The organism is Mycobacterium sp. 1245499.0, assembly GCF_001673615.1.
GTDB classification, from domain to species: Bacteria; Actinomycetota; Actinomycetes; order Mycobacteriales; family Mycobacteriaceae; genus Mycobacterium; species Mycobacterium europaeum_A.
This window is the reverse complement of the sequence record NZ_LZMG01000156.1, coordinates 45,029-63,584: the sequence shown is the minus strand read 5'-3', so window position 1 is coordinate 63,584 and position 18,556 is coordinate 45,029. Positions and strand designations below refer to the sequence as shown.

General features: G+C 68.4%; 17 protein-coding genes, 1 tRNA gene and 1 pseudogene. 15 read left to right on the top strand and 4 right to left on the bottom strand.

Translation table 11 applies throughout. The features are described from left to right. From A5646_RS08335 to A5646_RS08280, 12 genes are all read left to right on the top strand, one after another. Positions 1–718, top strand: a 718-nt coding sequence (locus A5646_RS08335) for a glutamate ligase domain-containing protein (RefSeq protein ID WP_369806920.1), incomplete at its 5' end; no start/stop codon positions are given. Positions 719–725: 7 nt separating this feature from the next. Then, positions 726–2,432, top strand: a complete 1,707-nt coding sequence (ftsW, locus tag A5646_RS08330) for a putative lipid II flippase FtsW (RefSeq protein ID WP_067021193.1) — start codon at positions 726–728, stop codon at positions 2,430–2,432. Continuing rightward, positions 2,429–3,664 carry an undecaprenyldiphospho-muramoylpentapeptide beta-N-acetylglucosaminyltransferase gene (murG, locus tag A5646_RS08325; RefSeq protein ID WP_067021189.1) on the top strand — a complete coding sequence of 412 codons (1,236 nt, stop codon included), beginning with the start codon at positions 2,429–2,431 and terminating at the stop codon, positions 3,662–3,664. The genes ftsW and murG overlap by 4 nt, the downstream gene beginning before the upstream one ends. Further along, positions 3,661–5,145 carry a UDP-N-acetylmuramate--L-alanine ligase gene (gene murC / locus A5646_RS08320; RefSeq protein WP_067021204.1) on the top strand — a complete coding sequence of 495 codons (1,485 nt, stop codon included), beginning with the start codon at positions 3,661–3,663 and terminating at the stop codon, positions 5,143–5,145. Before murG ends, murC begins: the two co-directional genes overlap by 4 nt. After that, complete coding sequence (locus A5646_RS08315; protein ID WP_066875976.1) at positions 5,142–6,113, top strand: cell division protein FtsQ/DivIB; 972 nt, start codon at positions 5,142–5,144, stop codon at positions 6,111–6,113. The genes murC and A5646_RS08315 overlap by 4 nt, the downstream gene beginning before the upstream one ends. 274 nt (positions 6,114–6,387) lie before the next feature. Then, on the top strand, positions 6,388–7,545 hold the full coding sequence (gene ftsZ, locus A5646_RS08310; RefSeq protein WP_067021187.1) for a cell division protein FtsZ: 1,158 nt from the start codon (positions 6,388–6,390) through the stop codon (positions 7,543–7,545). 78 nt (positions 7,546–7,623) lie between these two features. Continuing rightward, positions 7,624–8,331 carry a peptidoglycan editing factor PgeF gene (gene pgeF, locus A5646_RS08305; protein WP_066875975.1) on the top strand — a complete coding sequence of 236 codons (708 nt, stop codon included), beginning with the start codon at positions 7,624–7,626 and terminating at the stop codon, positions 8,329–8,331. A gap of 5 nt (positions 8,332–8,336) precedes the next feature. Further along, entirely contained in the window at positions 8,337–9,110 is a 774-nt protein-coding gene (locus A5646_RS08300) for a YggS family pyridoxal phosphate-dependent enzyme (protein ID WP_066873525.1), read from the top strand. Positions 9,111–9,176: 66 nt separating this feature from the next. Next, entirely contained in the window at positions 9,177–9,824 is a 648-nt protein-coding gene (locus A5646_RS08295) for a cell division protein SepF (protein WP_066873504.1), read from the top strand. 178 nt (positions 9,825–10,002) lie between these two features. Then, positions 10,003–10,293 carry a YggT family protein gene (locus tag A5646_RS08290; protein ID WP_007770770.1) on the top strand — a complete coding sequence of 97 codons (291 nt, stop codon included), beginning with the start codon at positions 10,003–10,005 and terminating at the stop codon, positions 10,291–10,293. A gap of 275 nt (positions 10,294–10,568) precedes the next feature. Next, positions 10,569–11,378, top strand: coding sequence for a DivIVA domain-containing protein (locus A5646_RS08285; protein WP_067021184.1), 810 nt, complete (start codon positions 10,569–10,571; stop codon positions 11,376–11,378). A gap of 91 nt (positions 11,379–11,469) precedes the next feature. Further along, complete coding sequence (locus A5646_RS08280) at positions 11,470–11,802, top strand: phage holin family protein (protein ID WP_066873498.1); 333 nt, start codon at positions 11,470–11,472, stop codon at positions 11,800–11,802. Between the two features lie 24 nt (positions 11,803–11,826). Here A5646_RS08280 and A5646_RS08275 read toward each other — a convergent pair. Together A5646_RS08275 and A5646_RS08270 are read right to left on the bottom strand one after the other, a co-directional pair. Continuing rightward, positions 11,827–12,504: pseudogene (locus tag A5646_RS08275) on the bottom strand (phosphoribosyltransferase); the annotation flags it as partial. Positions 12,505–12,772: 268 nt separating this feature from the next. After that, positions 12,773–12,858 (bottom strand) — tRNA-Leu (locus A5646_RS08270). Between the two features lie 112 nt (positions 12,859–12,970). On the opposite strand from A5646_RS08270, the gene A5646_RS08265 reads away from it, so the two are divergent. The 3 genes from A5646_RS08265 to A5646_RS08250 all read left to right on the top strand — a co-directional run bounded on the left by A5646_RS08265 (position 12,971) and on the right by A5646_RS08250 (position 16,668). Further along, the gene (locus tag A5646_RS08265; protein ID WP_369806919.1) at positions 12,971–14,344 is read left to right on the top strand and encodes a M20/M25/M40 family metallo-hydrolase; all 1,374 of its coding nucleotides are present in this window, start codon (positions 12,971–12,973) and stop codon (positions 14,342–14,344) included. Positions 14,345–14,378: 34 nt separating this feature from the next. After that, positions 14,379–14,909, top strand: a complete 531-nt coding sequence (locus tag A5646_RS08260) for a YbhB/YbcL family Raf kinase inhibitor-like protein (protein WP_067021178.1) — start codon at positions 14,379–14,381, stop codon at positions 14,907–14,909. Positions 14,910–15,285: 376 nt separating this feature from the next. Beyond that, a complete protein-coding gene (locus A5646_RS08250) occupies positions 15,286–16,668 on the top strand; it encodes an HNH endonuclease signature motif containing protein (protein ID WP_067021172.1) in 1,383 nt (460 codons plus the stop codon). Between the two features lie 230 nt (positions 16,669–16,898). On the opposite strand, the gene A5646_RS08245 is transcribed toward A5646_RS08250, so the two are convergent. Together A5646_RS08245 and A5646_RS08240 are read right to left on the bottom strand one after the other, a co-directional pair. Further along, the gene (locus A5646_RS08245; RefSeq protein WP_067021169.1) at positions 16,899–17,429 is read right to left on the bottom strand and encodes a GreA/GreB family elongation factor; all 531 of its coding nucleotides are present in this window, start codon (positions 17,427–17,429) and stop codon (positions 16,899–16,901) included. Between the two features lie 319 nt (positions 17,430–17,748). Beyond that, positions 17,749–18,375 carry a hypothetical protein gene (locus tag A5646_RS08240; protein ID WP_067021166.1) on the bottom strand — a complete coding sequence of 209 codons (627 nt, stop codon included), beginning with the start codon at positions 18,373–18,375 and terminating at the stop codon, positions 17,749–17,751. Positions 18,376–18,556: the final 181 nt, after the last annotated feature.

Here is an 18,556-nt window from a genome sequence, read left to right as displayed (position 1 = left end):
GGGGGAGGTTGGTGGCCTTGGAGTCGTCGACGTAGGTGATTCCGTCGGCGACGGCCACGACCTCGGCCCGGTGCCGGCCCACCCGGAACGCGGCGATCGCGGCCGCGATCGCCTCGGCCGGCACGTCGACGCTGCGCGCCAGCGCCGCGGCGGCCAGCGCGTCGAGCACCCCGACCGGCCCCGGCACCGGGCCGAGGTCGTGGCCGTCGCCGACGGAATCACCTACGTCGACGACTCCAAGGCCACCAACCCGCACGCCGCCGAGGCGTCCGTGCTCGCCTACCCCCGGGTCGTGTGGATCGCCGGCGGCCTGCTCAAGGGCGCGTCGGTCGACGCCGAGGTCTCCAGGATGGCGTCGCGGCTGGTCGCGGCGGTGCTCATCGGCCGAGATCGGCAATTGGTTGCAGAGGCGTTATCGCGACACGCGCCGGATGTCCCCGTCCTGCACGTTGTGACAGGCGAGGATGCTGATATGGATGCGACTGCTGTGGTTTTTGGGGCAGATGTGACAGAAGTGAAACAATTCGGCGACAAGCAACATTCCGGGGACAACGTGGGCACGGCGGTCATGAACGCGGCGGTCGCCGCGGCTCGTACCGTAGCGAAGCCCGGTGACACCGTCCTGCTGGCTCCGGCGGGCGCATCGTTCGACCAATTCGCGGGTTACGCCGACCGTGGCGACGCCTTCGCCGCCGCCGTGCATGCGGCGCTCCGGTAGGGCGGGCGTGGATAACGCCCTGACCCGGCGGCTGCGCCGGGGTAAAGACACCACCGAGACGGCCGCGGCCGAGGCCGGTGCGGCCGACGATGCCGACGCCGATGCCGCCGACGCCCCGGCAGCCGAGACCGACAAGAAGGCCGACAGGAAGGCCGACAGGAAGGCCGGCGCGCCGCAGACGAAGGACAAGCCCGCCAAAGACGGCGGTGCGCACGGCAGGTTCGGCGCCTGGCTGGGCCGGCCCATGACCTCGTTTCACCTGATCATCGCCGTGGCGGGGCTACTGACGACGCTCGGGCTGATCATGGTGCTCTCGGCGTCGGGCGTGCGGTCCTACGACGCCGACGGGTCGGCCTGGGTGATCTTCGGCAAGCAGGTGTTGTGGACCGTGGTCGGGCTCATCGCCTGCTACGCCTCCCTGCGGATGTCGGTGCGGTTCATCCGGCGGGTCGCATTCACCGGTTACGTCGTCACCGTCATCCTGCTGGTGCTGGTGCTCGTTCCCGGTATCGGCAACCTGGCCAACGGATCTCGTAAATGGTTCGTGGTCGCGGGTTTCTCGATGCAGCCCTCCGAGCTGGCCAAGATCGCCTTCGCCATCTGGGGCGCCCACATGCTGGCCGCCCGCCGCCTGGAGCGGGCGACCCTGCGGGAATTGCTGATCCCCCTGGTGCCGGCGGCGGTGATCGCGCTCGCGCTGATCGTGGCGCAGCCCGACCTCGGGCAGACGGTGTCGCTGGGCATCATCCTGCTGGCCCTGTTGTGGTACGCCGGCCTGCCGCTGCGCGTGTTCGTCACCTCGTTGCTGGCCGTGTTCGTGGCCGGCGCGATCCTGGCCATGTCGGCCGGCTACCGGTCGGACCGGGTGCGGTCCTGGATCAACCCGGAGAACGACCCGCAGGACACCGGCTACCAGGCCCGGCAGGCGAAGTTCGCGCTCGCGCACGGCGGCATCTTCGGCGACGGCCTGGGCCAGGGCGTGGCCAAGTGGAACTACCTGCCCAACGCGCACAACGACTTCATCTTCGCGATCATCGGCGAGGAGCTCGGCTTCATCGGCGCCTTCGCGCTGCTGGTGCTGTTCGGGCTGTTCGCCTACACCGGGATGCGGATCGCGCGCCGCTCGGCCGATCCGTTCCTGCGGTTGCTGACGGCCACCACGACGATGTGGGTGCTGGGCCAGGCGTTCATCAACATCGGCTACGTCATCGGCATCCTGCCGGTGACCGGCATTCAGCTGCCACTCATTTCCGCTGGTGGAACGTCCACCGCGGCAACACTTTTCATGATCGGCATCATGGCCAACGCTGCCCGTCACGAGCCGGAAGCGGTGGCCGCCCTGCGGGCCGGCCGCGACGACAAGGTGAACCGGATCCTGCGGCTGCCGCTGCCCGAGCCCTACTCGCCGACGCGCCTGGAGGCGTTCCGCGACCGCAAGCGGGCCCGCCCGAAGGCCGCCTCGCAATCGGGCGAAGCCCCACGCAAGGCCGCCGGGGCGCCCGGCCGCAAGCCCGCCCGCAAGGCCTCCCCGAAGGTAGAGGGTCCGCAGCGGCCGGCGCTGCCGCGAACGGCCGGCCGGCCGGCTCGCCAGACTGGAGGTACCGCCCGATCGCGGGCCAGGCATCATGGATCTGGCCAGCGCCGCGTCAGCCAGGCGGCCGGCCAGCGTCAGCCACGACGCGCACGCGCACTGGAAGGTCAGCGTTACGGGTGAACGACACGGTCAACAAGCCGACCGGCGGGCGGGGGGCAAACCCCTTGCCCGCCGGTGCCGCGTTGCCCTCTTTTACGCCCGAAAAGCCCCTGTCGGTCGTGCTGGCCGGTGGGGGAACCGCCGGTCACGTCGAGCCGGCGATGGCCGTCGCGGACGCGCTGAGCGCGCTCGATCCGCACGTCCGCATCACCGCGCTGGGCACCGCGCGCGGGCTGGAAACCAGGCTGGTGCCCGAGCGCGGCTATGACCTCGAGCTAATCACGCCGGTGCCGCTGCCGCGCAAGCCCAGCGGCGACCTGGCGCGGCTGCCCTCGCGGGTGTGGCGGGCCGTTCGCGAGACCCGCGCCGTGCTCAGGGCGGTCGACGCCGACGTGATCATCGGCTTCGGGGGATACGTGGCCCTGCCGGCCTATCTCGCCGCCCGCGGTGTCTCGCCGCGCACGCCGCGGATCCCGGTGGTGATCCACGAGGCCAATGCCAGCGCCGGGCTGGCCAACCGGGTCGGCGCCCGCAGCGCCGAGCGGGTGCTGTCCGCGGTGGCCGATTGCGGCCTGCCGCGCGCCGAGGTGGTCGGGGTGCCGGTGCGCGAGGCCATCACCTCGCTGGACCGCGCGGCGCTGCGTGCGCAGGCGCGCAGGCACTTCGGCTTCGCCGACGACGCCCGGGTGCTGCTGGTGTTCGGCGGCTCGCAGGGCGCGGCCTCGCTGAACCGGGCCGTTTCGGGCGCGGCCGCCGAGCTCGCCGCCGCCGGCGTGGCGGTCCTCCATGCGCACGGCCCCAAGAACACGCTGGAGTTGCGCGAACCCGACCCCGGTGACCCGCCCTACGTGGCGGTGCCCTACCTGGACCGGATGGACCTGGCCTATTCGGCCGCTGACCTGGTGATCTGCCGATCCGGTGCGATGACGGTCGCCGAGGTGTCGGCGGTCGGCCTGCCGGCCATCTACGTGCCCCTGCCCATCGGCAACGGCGAGCAGCGGCTCAACGCGCTGCCGGTGGTCAACGCCGGTGGTGGCATGATCGTCGCGGACGCCGACCTGACGCCCGAGCTGGTGGCCCGCGAGGTGGCGGGGCTCCTAGGCGACCCGCCGCGACTGGCGGCCATGACCACCGCCGCCGCGCTGGTCGGACACCCCGACGCGGCCCGGCGGGTGGCCCAGGCGGCGCTGGACATCGCCAGGAAGGCGCAGCTCGGCCGCCAGAGTGGCCGGTGGGCCGGGAGAACCCGGTGAACACCCCGCAGCTGCCGCCCGAGCTGCAGCGCGTGCACATGGTCGGCATCGGGGGAGCCGGCATGTCGGGCATCGCGCGCATTTTGCTCGACCGCGGCGGGCTGGTATCCGGTTCGGACGCCAAGGAGTCACGCGGCATCCACGCGCTGCGCGCCCGCGGCGCGCAGATCAACATCGGGCATGACGCCGCCGCACTGGACCTGTTGCCCGGCGGCGTCACCGCCGTCATCACCACCCACGCCGCCATCCCGAAGACCAACCCGGAGCTGGTCGAGGCCCGCCGGCGCGGCATCCCGGTGATCCTGCGGCCGGCCGTGCTGGCCAAGCTGATGGATGGGCGCACCACGCTGATGGTCACCGGCACGCACGGCAAGACGACGACGACGTCGATGCTCATCGTGGCGCTGCAGCACTGCGGACGCGATCCGTCCTTCGCGGTCGGCGGCGAGATGGGGGAGGCCGGCACCAACGCCCACCACGGCAGCGGCGACTGTTTCGTCGCCGAGGCCGACGAAAGCGATGGCTCGCTGCTCGAGTACACGCCCTACGTCGCCGTCGTCACCAACATCGAGACCGACCACCTGGACTTCTACGGCAGCGCCGACGCCTATGTCGCCGTGTTCGACGCCTTCGTGGAGCGACTGGCCCCCGGCGGCGCGCTGGTGGTGTGCGTCGACGATCCGGGGGCACAGGCGCTGGCCAGACGCACGGCCGAGCTGGGCATCCGGGTGCTGCGGTACGGATCGGTGTCGCAGGACGGGTCATCGCGCCCGGGCGAGGAGCTGGCCGCGACGTTGCTCTCGTGGCAGCAGCAGGGCACCGAGGCCGTCGCGCAGATCCGGCTGGCCCCCGAACTCGACCCGGAGCAGCACCCGCGGGTGATGCGGTTGTCGGTGCCCGGCCGCCACATGGCGCTCAACGCGATGGGTGCGCTGCTGGCGGCGCTCGAGATCGGCGCCCCGGCCGACGCCGTGCTGGACGGCCTAGCCGGCTTCGAGGGCGTGCGACGCCGGTTCGAACTGGTGGGCAGCGCGGCCTCGGTGCGGGTGTTCGACGACTACGCCCACCACCCCACCGAGATCGTCGCCACGCTGGCGGCGGTCCGCACCCTGCTCGAGCAAAGCGGTGACGGCCGCAGTATCGCGGTGTTCCAACCCCATTTGTATTCGCGGACAAAGGCTTTCGCCGAAGAGTTCGGGCGGGCGCTGGACGCGGCGGACCAGGTGTTCGTTCTCGACGTCTACGGCGCGCGCGAACAGCCGCTGGCCGGTGTCAGCGGCGCCAGTGTCGCCGAGCATGTCAGCGTGCCGGTGCGCTACCTGCCGCACTTCTCCGCGGCCGCCGAGCAGGTGGCCGCGGTCGCCGCGCCCGGCGACGTCATCGTGACCATGGGAGCCGGCGACGTGACCCTGCTCGGGCCCGAGATCGTGACGGCGTTGCGGGTGCGGGCCAACCGCGGCGCCCCCGGGGCGTTGCGATGACGGAGCCGGACGACCCGGTCCCGACCGACGTGGCCGGGGCACGGGCCGCCGGTCAGCCGTCCGGCGCCGACGACATCGCGGTCACCGAACCGCTCGTCACCGGTACAGGCGCGGAGCGGGGTGACGCCGGCCCCCAGCCCGATCAGGCCGAGGTCGAGGGGCCACGCCGGCGTGCCCGCCGGGAACGCGCCGAACGCCGCGCCGCGCAGGCCCGCGCCACCGCCATCGAAGAGGCGCGCCGCGAGGCCAAGCGCCGGGCCAGCGGGCGGCTGGTCACCGAGCCCAAACCCGTTGCGCGCGGGGTCGTTCGGGGCCTGAAGATGCTGCTGGCGACCATCCTGCTGGTGGTCGTCGGCATCGGGCTGGCCTTGATCCTCTACTTCACGCCGGCGATGTCGGCCCGCAACATCGTGGTCGTCGGCACCGGGGTGGTCACCCGGGAAGAGGTCCTGGAGGCGGCGCACGTGCGGCCCGGAACGCCGCTGCTGCAGATCAACACCAGCCAGGTGGCCGACCGGGTGGCGGCGATCCGGCGGGTGGCCAGCGCGCGGGTGCAGCGCCAGTACCCGTCGGCGCTGCGGATCACCATCGTGGAGCGAGTTCCGGTGGCGGTAAAGGACTTTCCCGACGGCCCGCATCTGTTCGACCGCGACGGCGTGGACTTCGCGACCGGCCCGCCGCCCCCGGCCCTGCCGTACCTCGACGTCGCCGACCCGGGTCCGAACGACCCGGCCACCAAGGCCGCCCTGCAGGTGCTGACCGCGCTGCGGCCCGAGGTCGGAGGCCAGGTCGGCCGGATCGCGGCGCCCTCGGTCGCCTCGATCACCCTGACCCTCGGCGACGGCCGGGTGGTGATCTGGGGCACTACCGACCGCACCGACGAGAAGGCCGAGAAGCTGGCCGCGCTGTTGACGCAGCCCGGCAAGACCTACGACGTGTCCAGCCCGGATCTGCCGACGGTCAAGTAGCGATCTTCGTCACGTCGTCCGCCCCCGATCCGCCGTCGAGCAGCGCTCACGCCGCCGCGACGCACCAAAATTGCCCAAAATTTGCGGGGCGCGTGTCGGCGCGCCTGCGGGGTTAGGGCGCGCCCTACCCATACCGTTCTGGTTGCGCGCCACTACTTGACATAACTCTAACTCTATGGTTGAGGTTGAGGGTTTGCCAGGGAGGGGCCGCGACGTCCGGAGGAGCCCACCGCCGGGAGAGCTGAGCCAAGCCCATCAGGGAGGAAGACGAATGATGACCCCCCCGCACAACTACCTGGCCGTGATCAAGGTCGTGGGTATCGGTGGCGGCGGCGTCAACGCCGTCAACCGGATGATCGAACAAGGCCTCAAAGGCGTGGAGTTCATCGCCATCAACACCGACGCGCAGGCGCTGTTGATGAGTGATGCCGACGTCAAACTCGACGTCGGGCGCGAATCCACGCGTGGCCTGGGCGCCGGGGCGGACCCGGAGGTCGGCCGCAAGGCCGCCGAGGACGCCAAGGACGAGATCGAGGAGCTGCTGCGCGGCGCGGACATGGTGTTCGTCACCGCCGGCGAGGGCGGCGGGACCGGCACCGGCGGCGCGCCCGTCGTCGCCAGCATCGCGCGCAAGCTGGGCGCGCTGACCGTCGGCGTGGTCACCCGCCCGTTCTCGTTCGAGGGCAAGCGGCGCGGCAACCAGGCCGAGAGCGGCATCTCGGCGCTGCGCGAGAGCTGCGACACGCTGATCGTGATCCCCAACGACCGGCTGCTGCAGATGGGCGACGCCGCGGTCTCGCTGATGGACGCCTTCCGCAGCGCCGACGAGGTGCTGCTCAACGGTGTGCAGGGCATCACCGACCTGATCACCACCCCGGGCCTGATCAACGTGGACTTCGCCGACGTCAAGGGCATCATGTCCGGCGCGGGCACGGCCCTGATGGGTATCGGCTCCGCCCGCGGCGAGGGCCGCTCGCTCAAGGCCGCCGAGATCGCCATCAACTCGCCGCTGCTGGAAGCCTCGATGGAGGGCGCGCACGGCGTGCTGATGTCGATTGCCGGCGGCAGCGACCTGGGGCTGTTCGAGATCAACGAGGCGGCCTCGCTGGTGCAGGACGCCGCCCACCAGGACGCCAACATCATCTTCGGCACCGTGATCGACGACTCGCTGGGCGACGAGGTGCGCGTCACCGTCATCGCCGCGGGCTTCGATGCCGCCGGCGCCGGCCGCAAACCCGTCATCGGCGGCAGCGCCGACAGGGAGGAAAAGGGTGGTGCGCACCGGATCGAGTCGGCAAAGGCGGGCAAGCTCACCTCGACGTTGTTCGAACCGGTCGACGCGGTCAGCGTGCCGGTTCACACCAACGGCTCGACCTTGAATATCGGCGGCGATGACGACGATGTCGACGTGCCGCCCTTCATGCGTCGCTGAGATATGCCGGTGACCCTGGATCCCCGGCCGCGACGGTCGGGGCCGCCTGTTAGACAGGGCATCTCCGATACTGGTCACGTGAGCGTTCGCATTCGACGGGTGACCACCACCCGCGCCGGTGGTGTCTCGAAGCCGCCCTTCGACAGCTTCAACCTCGGCGACCACGTCGGGGACGACCCCGCGGCGGTGGCCGACAACCGCGCCCGGCTGGCCGCGGCCATCGGGCTGCGCGGCGCTCGGGTGGTGTGGATGAACCAGGTCCACGGCGATCGGGTCGAGGTGGTCGACGGGGCGCGCGACACCGCGGTCGACGACACGGACGCGTTGGTGACCCGCACCGCGCGTCTCGCGCTGGCGGTGGTGACCGCCGATTGCGTTCCGGTGTTGCTGGCCGACGCGCGTGCCGGTGTGGCCGCGGCGGTGCACGCCGGTCGGGTCGGCGCCCAGCGCGGGGTGGTGGCCCGCACGCTGGAGACGATGGTGGAGCTCGGCGCGCGGCCCGAAGACATTTCGGCGCTCCTGGGTCCGGCGGTCAGCGGCCGCAATTACGAAGTGCCCGCGGCGATGGCCGACGAGGTCGAGGCGGCGTTGCCGGGCAGCCGGACCACCACCGGGGCGGGCACGCCCGGGCTGGATCTGCGTGCCGGAATCGCTTGGCAGCTAAGGAATTTAGGCGTGACGGCCATCGACATCGATCCGCGCTGCACGGTGGACGACCCGGCCTTGTTCAGTCACCGCCGGGACGCGCCGACCGGGCGGCTGGCCTCACTGGTCTGGATGGAGTGATTGCGATGGCGGCCCCGAATAGTCGAAGCGACCGCGAATCGGAATTGACCCACGCGTTGGCGTCGGTGCGCTCGCGCCTGGCCGCCGCAGCGGAAGCGGCGGGCCGCAACGTCGGCGAAATCGAAGTTCTGCCGATTACCAAATACTTTCCAGCAACCGACGTTGTGACTTTGTCCCGATTGGGTTGTCGTGCCGTTGGTGAATCGCGGGACCAGGAGGCGACGGCGAAAGTGGCCGAAGTCACCCGGCTGCTGGCGGCGTCCGCGCGGGCGGGCGTGGGAAATCCAAGCTGGCACATGGTCGGTCACATCCAGCGGAATAAGGCACGGTCGGTGGCGCGCTGGGCGCACACCGCTCACTCCGTCGACAGCGCTCACCTGGTGACCGCGCTGGACAAGGGGGTGGCCGCGGCGCTTTCCGACGGCCGTCGCACCGACCCGATGCGGATCTATGTCCAAGTCAGCCTCGACGGCGACGAGTCTCGCGGTGGCGTCGACATATCCCGGCCGGGAGCCGTCGATCAGGTGTGCGACCAGGTCGAGGAGTCCAAGAACCTGGACCTGGTGGGGCTGATGGGGATTCCGCCGCTGGACTCGGACCCCGAAGAGGCCTTTGACCGGCTCCGATCCGAGCATCGACGGGTTCTCGAATCCCACCGCAACGCCGTCGGGCTGTCCGCCGGCATGTCGAACGACTTCGAAATCGCCGTCAAACACGGTTCGACGTGTGTGCGTGTCGGTACCGCGCTAATGGGCCCGCGGCGGTTACCGTCACCGTAAGTAGTCACTGCAGTAACAGCTTTATCACTAACACCAGTACTCCCAGGGGCTAGAAGGGTCAACGCAATGAGCACACTGCACAAAGTCAAGGCCTATTTCGGTATGGCCCCAATGGACGACTACGAGGACGAGTATTACGACGACCACGCGCCGTCCCGTGGTTTCCCGCGCCCGCGATTTGACGACGGATACGGTCGCTACGAGCAAGACGACTACGACGATCCGCGCCGCGAACCCGCCGACTACCCGCCGCCCGCCGGCTACCGCGGCGGCTACGGGGACGAGCCGCGCTACGGCGCCGTCCACCCCCGCGAGTTCGACCGCGCCGAGCGCGGCGGCGGCCCGCGCTTCGGGTCGTGGTTGCGCAACTCCACCCGCGGCGCGCTGGCGATGGACCCGCGCCGGATGGCGATGATGTTCGAAGAGGGCCACCCGCTGTCGAAGATCACCACGCTGCGGCCCAAGGACTACAGCGAGGCCCGCACCATCGGCGAGCGTTTCCGCGACGGCACCCCGGTGATCATGGACCTGGTGTCGATGGACAACGCCGACGCCAAGCGGCTCGTCGACTTCGCGGCCGGCTTGGCCTTCGCCTTGCGCGGCTCGTTCGACAAGGTCGCCACCAAGGTGTTCCTGCTGTCGCCCGCCGACGTCGACGTGTCTCCGGAGGAGCGCCGCCGGATCGCCGAAACCGGTTTCTACGCTTACCAATAGGCGCTTCCGCCGCCCCGATCCGCAGCGGCGGCTCGGTCACCCGAGTCACCGCAAGGGTGACGTGAGATAGGGGCTCTTACTCGGAGTCGGTAGGCTGGCAGGCGCCGCGCTGGTCCGCGGCGCTTGGCCATCGCTGAGCATCGCTTGTCATCTCATGGGTAAGGTCGGGGCACTTCAGTTGGTGTTGTTCTTTCAGATCCTCGGGTTTGCGCTGTTCATCTTCTGGCTGCTGCTCATCGCTCGGGTCGTCGTCGAGTTCATCCGCTCGTTCAGCCGGGATTGGCATCCCACCGGCATCACCGTCGTGGTGCTCGAGATCATCCTGTCGATCACCGATCCGCCGGTGAAATTGCTGCGCCGGCTCATCCCGCAACTCACCATCGGAGCGGTCCGCTTCGACCTGTCGATCATGGTGCTGTTGCTCGTCGCGTTCATCGGCATGCAACTGGCCTTCGGCGCCGCCGCATAGGCCGCCCGGAGGCCCGCCGGGCGGTCCGTCGGAGCTAACGCATTCCGCCCCGGAGACGGTTCGGACACGTTTTAGCGTCGGTTTGGTTCCCCCGATTTAAAATTTCTAAGGTTTCGGATTTTATTGCCCTCAATGTTTGAAATTGGTCCTTATTTATTGGGCTAATCAGCAACGGTCGCGCCTGGTGTGACAGGATGGACGGCAGTTGCACTACGGCTACCACTGCGTTCTACACTTTCCAGAACGTTCGAGAAGGAACTTGAGGGGACGAAACAATGCCGCTTACACCAGCCGACGTCCACAATGTGGCGTTCAGTAAGCCACCGATCGGCAAGCGGGGCTACAACGAAGACGAGGTGGATGCCTTCCTCGATCTGGTGGAAGCCGAGCTGACGCGGCTCATCGAAGAGAACAGCGATCTGCGCCAACGAATCGAGGAGCTGGACCACGAGCTGGCCTCCGGCGGTGGCTCGGCCACTCCGGCCGCGGCCGCCGCCCCCACCCAGGCCATTCCTGTGCGCGAGCCGGTCCCCGAACCGGAACCGGTCAAGCCGGCGCCGGCCGCAGCCCCGGCCGCCGCGGCCAACAACGAGGAACAGGCCATGAAGGCCGCTCGGGTGCTGACGCTGGCGCAGGACACCGCCGACCGCCTGACCACGACCGCCAAGGCCGAGTCGGAGAAGATGCTGGCCGACGCCCGCGCCAATGCCGACCAGATTCTCAGCGAGGCGCGCAGCACCGCGGAGACCACCGTCACCGAGGCCCGGCAGCGCGCCGACGCGATGCTCGCCGACGCGCAGACCCGTTCGGAGACCCAGTTGCGGCAGGCCCAGGAGAAGGCCGACGCCCTGCAGGCCGACGCCGAACGCAAGCATTCCGAGATCATGGGCACCATCAACCAGCAGCGCACCGTCCTGGAAGGCCGCCTCGAGCAGCTGCGCACGTTCGAACGCGAGTACCGGACCCGGCTCAAGACCTACCTGGAGTCCCAGCTGGAAGAACTCGGCCAGCGCGGATCCGCGGCGCCCGTGGACTCCAGCGCCGACGCGGGCAGCTTCGACCAGTTCAACCGGGGGAACAACTAGCCGTTCGGGCGTGCCGGTCGCTCGCCGAGCTTCGGGGTTGGCACACTAGGTCATGAAACCGCGGTCCCGCTCGTCGCTTGGAGGATGACTGATGCTCATCATTGCGCTGGTATTGGCCCTGATCGGGCTCGTCGCGTTGGTGTTCGCGGTCGTCACCAGCAACGAGCTGGTGGCCTGGGTCTGCATCGCCGCTAGCGTGGTGGGCGTGGTGTTGTTGATCCTCGACGCGCTGCGGGAACGCCAGCGGCGCGACCTGGGCGGCGACGAAGCCCAGGACGCCGACGAGGCGCAGGTCGACGAGGAGGGCTACGTCGACTACCCCGAGGAGGTCCCGGGCGAGGGCGAACCGGCGACGGGGGAGACCGCGCCGACCGAGGAGTCCAGGGTCCCGGCCGAGGGCCACGGCGACGAGCCCGCCAAGTAATTCTTTGCCTCGACGGCTCGGCGCTCAGTCGGTAGCCGTGCCCAGCAGCTCGCGCACCTCGTCGTCGCTGATCTGGTGGAAGTCGTCGTAGACCTGTCCGACCGCTTCGAATCCGGGCGGCATCGTCAGGCACACCACGTCATCGGCCTCCCGCGCGAGGTCGCGGCAGGTCGACTCCGGACCCACCGGCACGGCGATCACGATCGATTTCGGCCCGGCGGCCCGGATGGCGCGCACGGCGGCGAGCATGCTTGCGCCCGTTGCGATTCCGTCGTCGACCAGGACGACGATCCTGTCGCGCAGGTCGGCCATCGGGCGACCGCCCCGGTAGGCGTGTTCGCGCCGCAGCAGCTCGGCGGCCTCGCTGTCGATCACCTCGCGGACCTGCTCGTCGGTGATGTGCAGGCTGGCCACCACATCGTCGTTCATCACCACGCCGCCACCGCTGGCCAAGGCGCCCATCGCCAGCTCCGACCACTGCGGTACCCCGAGCTTGCGGACCAGAAAGACGTCGAGCGGAGCACCGAGGGCCGCGGCGATCTCCAAGGCCACCGGCACGCCGCCACGCGCCAGACCGAATACCAGCACGTCACCGCGGCCGCGATAGGCCGCCAGCTGCAGTCCCAGCGCGCGTCCGGCCTCGCGTCGGTCGACGAACGTCTTCGGCGATGTCCGCCGGACAAAGCCACTCGATCGGTTCATGCGTTCACACTCCCGGCTACTGGGCCTGCTTCCAGGCTACGTGCGGTCGCAATGGGGAGGATGCGCGAGATGAGACCGCGCCACCCAGGCGGCGTGACCAGGTACGGGCGTGATCGCCGCTTCGCGGCTCAGCACACTCCATCGGCTCAGGAATGAATGCGAGCATCCATTTCACTCGGCTCAGTCGCGTGTGCGCGCCGCTGCGCGGCTCAACACACTCCATCCTCGGAAATGAACGCAAGCGTCCATTTCGCTCGCCTCAGTCGCGTGTCCGAGGGGGGACTTGAACCCCCACGCCCATTAGTAGGGCACTAGCACCTCAAGCTAGCGCGTCTGCCATTCCGCCACTCGGACAAGGCCAAACCAGCATGGGTTGGCAGCTAAGGCTATCGGATCGCGGGCCGCGAACCCAATCCAGCTCCTCGAGACGTGTCGACGATCGGCATCGAGCCGTCCGGCCTCGGCAATGGTAGGAAAGGTGGTTGTGACCATTCAGAGCGGGGCGACCGAGGGGCCAACCAACCCGAGCGACGACGTGGTCGAGGTTGTCAGCAAGTTGATCCGGTTCGACACCACCAACACCGGCGAACCGGAGACGACCAAGGGAGAGGCCGACTGCGCGCAGTGGGTGGCCGAGCAGCTCGCCGAGGTCGGCTACGCGCCGCACTACGTCGAATCCGGCGCCCCGGGCCGCGGCAACGTGTTCGCCCGGCTGCCGGGGGCGGACTCCTCGCGTGGCGCCCTGCTGATTCACGGGCATCTGGACGTGGTGCCGGCCGAGCCGACCGAATGGAGCGTGCACCCGTTCTCCGGCGCGGTCAAAGACGGCTTCGTCTGGGGTCGCGGCGCGGTCGACATGAAGGACATGGTCGGCATGATGATCGTGGTGGCCCGCCACTTGAAGCGGGCGGGCATCGTGCCGCCGCGCGACCTGGTCTTCGCGTTCATCGCCGACGAAGAACACGGCGGGACCTTCGGCGCGCAGTGGCTGGTCGACAATCGCCCCGAGCTCTTCACCGGCATCACCGAGGCGATCGGTGAGGTGGGCGGCTTCTCGCTGACGGTGCCGCGCAAGGACGGGGGCGAACGTCGGCTCTATCTGATCGAGACGGCCGAAAAGGGGCTGTCCTGGATGAAGCTGACCGCCCGGGGGCCGGCCGGACACGGGTCGATGGTGCACGACCAGAACGCCGTCACCGCCGTCGCCGAGGCCGTTGCCCGCCTGGGCCGCCACCAGTTTCCGCTCGTGCTGAACGACGCCGTCGCGCAGTTTCTCGCCGCGGTCAGCGAGGAGACCGGCCTCACCTTCGACACCGAATCGGGGGACCTGCGCGGGGCGATCGACAAGCTGGGCCCGATGGCCCGCATGCTCAAGGCCGTGCTGCACGACACCGTGAACCCCACCATGCTCAAGGCGGGGTACAAGGCCAACGTCGTACCGGCCGTCGCGGAGGCGGTGGTGGACTGCCGGATATTGCCGGGCCGCAGGGAGGCGTTCTTGGCCGAGGTCGACGAGCTGCTGGGACCGGACGTGACGCGCGAGTGGATCCAGGATCTGTCGTCCTATGAGACCAGCTTTGACGGCGACCTCGTCGATGCCATGAACGCCGCCGTGCTGGCGTTCGACCCGGGCGCCCGTACCGTGCCGTATATGCTTTCCGGCGGCACCGATGCAAAGTCGTTTGCGCGCTTGGGTATTCGTTGTTTCGGCTTCAGCCCGCTGCGGTTGCCGCCGGACTTGGATTTCACGGCGTTGTTCCACGGCGTGGATGAGCGGGTACCCATCGATGCGCTGCGGTTCGGCACCGACGTGCTGGCCCACTTCCTGACCCACTGCTAGATCAGACGCAAGCCGATCACACGAGAGGACCGCCATGAGCACTGCTCCTGACCCGTACGCATCGTTGCCCAAGCTGCCGACCTTCAGGCTGACCTCCCAGTCGGTCACCGACGGCCAACCGCTGGCCAAGCCGCAAGTCAGCGGAATCATGGGCGCGGGCGGCGAAGACGTCAGCCCCCAGCTGAGCTGGTCGGGCTTCCCGGACGAGACCCGCAGCTTCGCTGTCACGGTCTACGACCCCGACGCCCCGACGGCCTCCGGGTTCTGGCACTGGGCGGTGGCCAACCTGCCGGCCGACGTCACCGAGCTGCCCGCGGGCGCCGGCGACGGCAGCAACCTGCCCGGCGATGCGCTGACGCTGGTGAACGACGCCGGGCAGCGCCGCTACATCGGGGCCGCGCCGCCGGCGGGCCATGGCCCGCACCGGTACTACATCGCCGTGCACGCCGTGGACACCGAGAAGCTGGATCTGCCCGAGGACGCCAGCCCAGCCTTCCTCGGGTTCAATCTGTTCCAGCACGCCATCGCGCGAGCGGTCATCCACGCAACCTACGAACAGAAGTAGGGGCGGGCCTTAACGGCCAACGGCGTTCCGCGCGGGAAGGTTCCCGGCGCTGGTAGGGCTCCGGCGCGAGGCACGCTCCGGCCGCCCGGCATCTCAAATCACGTTCGCCACATCGTCCCGGTGGTTTCTCGGCGGCGCGTTTTGTCGGTGGGCTGTCGTAGCATTCGAACATGTGTTCGAGTGCATGGGAAAAGATTCAGGCCGACGTTGACGCGTTGAGCGCGGCCGTCTCGCGCTTCCAGGCGCTTTCCTGGGAGGCTCTGACGCCTGCCGAGCTGGTTGACGTGCTGGAGAGATACGCGTGTTTTATCGGCCGGCTGGATGCCCTCATATATGAGCTGCGAAGCCCCTTCGCACGGCTGGGTGGGACGCGCCCATGACTTTGACCAACCGCGAGCAGCTTCAGGACGACGTTGAGGCATTGTGCGCTGCGGCCGCTCGCTTTCAGGAGCATTCCTACGAGGCTTTGACCAACCCGGAACGCCTCGGAATCTTGGAGACACTCGAACGCGTAACACGCAAGCTTCGAACGCCAAGTCATCAGCTCATCAATCAGCTTGGTGAGCAAGGGGATTCAACGGAGTTTGGCGGCAAGCTGTCCTGGGTGTTGGCCGATCGGCTGCACATCACCCGCGCCGAGGCCGGCCACCGGATCGCTGAGGCCGCCGATCTGGGCCCGCGCCGGGCGCTGACGGGTGAGCCGTTGGCTCCGTTGTTGCCGGCCACTGCGGCGGCGCAGCGCGACGGGGCGATCGGGCAAGACCACGTGGCGGTGATCCGTCGGCTTTTCCACCAGCTGGCCGAGTCCGTCGACATCGAAACGCGTGAGCACGCCGAGCGGCAGCTGGCAGCCCAGGCGCGCGAATTCCGGCCCGATCAGCTCGCCAAGCTCGCCCGCCGCCTGATGGACTGCCTCAATCCCGACGGCAACTACACCGACGAGGATCGAGCACGAATGCGCGGGCTCGTACTCGGCAATCAGCAACCCGACGGCATGTCGCGCCTGAGTGGATGGCTGACGCCGGAAGCCAGAGCCAGCTGGGAGGCGGTGCTGGCCAAGCTGGCCGCGCCGGGCATGTGCAATCCCGACGACGACACGCCGATAGTGGACGGCGCCCCGCCAGAAGAGGCGGTGCGGCATGACCCCCGCACCCCCGGTCAGCGCAATCACGACGGGCTCAACGCGGCGTTGCGAGCTGCGCTGGCCAGCGGAGAGTTGGGTCAGCACAACGGATTACCGGCCAGCATCGTCGTGACCACCACGCTCAGGGAACTCGAAGCCGCCGCCGGAACGGGCTTGACGGGCGGCGGCACCCTGCTGCCGATGTCGGATGTGATCCGCCTGGCCCGCCACGCCCACCATTACCTGGCGATCTTCGACAAGGGCAAGGCGCGGGCGCTGTATCACACCAAGCGACTGGCATCACCCGGCCAGCGAATCGTGCTGTACGCCAAGGATCGAGGGTGTTCCCATCCCGGCTGCGACGTGCCCGGTTATTACTGCGAAGTGCACCACGTCGAAGATTGGGCCAAGACATACCGCACCGACATCGACCAACTCACCTTGGCCTGCGGACCGCACCACCGGCTTCTCGAGAAGGGCTGGACCACCCGAAAACGGGCGAACGGCGACACCGAATGGATACCCCCGCCGCATCTCGATCGGCGGCAACCGCGGACCAACACGTTCCATCACCCGGAGGAATTGCTGAGCGAGGGAGAAGACGGCGAGAACGACAACTCAGTGGGGGCGGCTTAAGGCGGCGACTTACATGCGTCCGTACGCGACGGCCATGATTAGACCCAAACCCGCCAGCAACAGAAACATGATTGCGACCGGGTCGATCACTTCGAAGATCATGTGATCATCCCTGGATGGGCGAGATGACAGGAATTGGTGTAACCGGCCGTAGTTCAACACATCCGGGCATCATGCGATCGCGACGCCTGGCGGGATACGTTGCGTGCTAATCATATTTGTCGTTCTCGTTATGCCGTAGTGCGAGTCCGGGCCGGTGCCCTTTGTGATGCGAACGTCGTTGATGCGGTTGGTTTTCCGCGGCTACCTTCCGCCAGATACATGTCATAGGGCACGGCCTTGAGTAGCGTCACCAGTCGCCCCGTCTCATCGGGAATTGAGTAGATGCGCTGGTCGCCGGGACGCGCGCCGGCTATCGCGCGGCCCAAGGGCGACGCCATCGAGTAGACCTTGATATTGGCGCCCTCGCTGCCGCGTCTGCCGAGCAGAAAAGTCTCGGTCTCGCCGGTGACGTCGTAACGGATCGTCAGAACCATGCCGGGTTCGGCCATGGAGTCACCGGCGGGATTCTCGTCAACGACCGCCTTGGACAACAGCTTTTGAATCTCGCGGATGCGTCGTTGTCGCGCTGCGCGATTCGCGTCGAAGTCCATTATGTCGTCGGGAGTTTCAACGATGAGCCCCGAGCGCAACGCGTTGAGTCTGTTCCGCAGACGGGTGTATTGCTGTCGTGTCATCCAGATGGGTTCGGAGCTGGTCATTTCAGCGGTGTCCCTTCGTTTGTAGGGGAGCGTCGTCAGGGGCGGGCCGAAGTGGGCAGCCGCCACTGACGACTCGGAGGCCCGTGGTGGGGCGAGATTTTGATGCGGTTCAAAGTTTTTCGTGTAGCGCTCTAATTCCATGGTGCCTGCATCGGTACGAGGGTGCTTGCCGGACACCGACAACCGCGGTGCGCGGCATTGTCAGGCCCCGACAACGCTGTGGCTGGTAGCGTCCCAACACACCACAGGGGAGCGCGCTGCTAAATACCAAAACTCAACCCCCGCGGGGCTGGGTCGGAGATAGAGTGGGGCGCGCTGCTTATCGTCGTTCGACCAGGCGGTCGAAGCTCTGCTGCCATCGGGCGTAGCGGAGTCGGTCAAGGGTGATGCGCGCGCGGGCGAACAGGGCGACTGCCAAGAGGCTCACCCCCCACCAGGTCGCTACTGCAAAGACCAGCGCGTCGTTGCGGGCGGCGTTTAGCGGTCTTGCCACCGGAAGGCCCCGGTCGTCGACCCAGATCTCGATCTCGTCCCCGGTTTTGGCTTTCAGCGGCGCGGTAACGTCGCCGGTGCGTTCGGTCCCGGCGGCGAACCATCGAGCGGGAACCGTCACTGTCGGGCTGTCAAGGTTGCGACGCTGACTCTCACCGGTGACAGTCGCGGTCACCGGGCGGCGAGTTTGGACCTGCTCGGCATAGAGACGGCTTCGAGAATCATGGACCACCGTGCCCACGGCGGCACCGATGGGTACGGCGATCAACGACATCGCAACGGCTAGTACCAGAATCAGTGCCTCCACTCGGTCTGTCTTGCGTATCAGCGGGTTACGACCAAACAGTCGCGCCAACAGCCTTCGGGGCACAGGCAGGGTGAATGTTTCCATCGCGGCGTCATCGTCTGGTCGGCGGTTGGCCATCCGTTGATGATCGGGCTCTGGGGTGGACATCGCATTTCCTATCGGAGGGTTCGACCCAGGCTTGAGGTCGCGCAATGCGGGCGGAAACCAATCGTGAGTCAAGCCTGGCCACTGACTGGGCAACCTTCATGATGGTGCGGATGTTCGCCGCAAGCTTTGCCGCAGCCGGACAATGTCGCCGACCCGCTTTGTCGGGTTTCGACAGCGCGTG

Excerpts from the sequence above, each read along its gene's own strand:
- A5646_RS08315 (WP_066875976.1), top strand. The coding sequence starts at position 5,142 with ATGACGGAGCCGGACGACCCGGTCCCGACCGACGTGGCCGGGGCACGG.
- ftsZ (WP_067021187.1), top strand. The coding sequence starts at position 6,388 with ATGACCCCCCCGCACAACTACCTGGCCGTGATCAAGGTCGTGGGTATC.
- A5646_RS08300 (WP_066873525.1), top strand. The coding sequence starts at position 8,337 with ATGGCGGCCCCGAATAGTCGAAGCGACCGCGAATCGGAATTGACCCAC.
- A5646_RS08295 (WP_066873504.1), top strand. The coding sequence starts at position 9,177 with ATGAGCACACTGCACAAAGTCAAGGCCTATTTCGGTATGGCCCCAATG.
- A5646_RS08285 (WP_067021184.1), top strand. The coding sequence starts at position 10,569 with ATGCCGCTTACACCAGCCGACGTCCACAATGTGGCGTTCAGTAAGCCA.
- A5646_RS08280 (WP_066873498.1), top strand. The coding sequence starts at position 11,470 with ATGCTCATCATTGCGCTGGTATTGGCCCTGATCGGGCTCGTCGCGTTG.
- A5646_RS08265 (WP_369806919.1), top strand. The coding sequence starts at position 12,971 with ATGGTAGGAAAGGTGGTTGTGACCATTCAGAGCGGGGCGACCGAGGGG.
- A5646_RS08260 (WP_067021178.1), top strand. The coding sequence starts at position 14,379 with ATGAGCACTGCTCCTGACCCGTACGCATCGTTGCCCAAGCTGCCGACC.
- A5646_RS08250 (WP_067021172.1), top strand. The coding sequence starts at position 15,286 with ATGACTTTGACCAACCGCGAGCAGCTTCAGGACGACGTTGAGGCATTG.
- A5646_RS08245 (WP_067021169.1), bottom strand. The coding sequence starts at position 17,429 with ATGACCAGCTCCGAACCCATCTGGATGACACGACAGCAATACACCCGT.
- A5646_RS08240 (WP_067021166.1), bottom strand. The coding sequence starts at position 18,375 with ATGTCCACCCCAGAGCCCGATCATCAACGGATGGCCAACCGCCGACCA.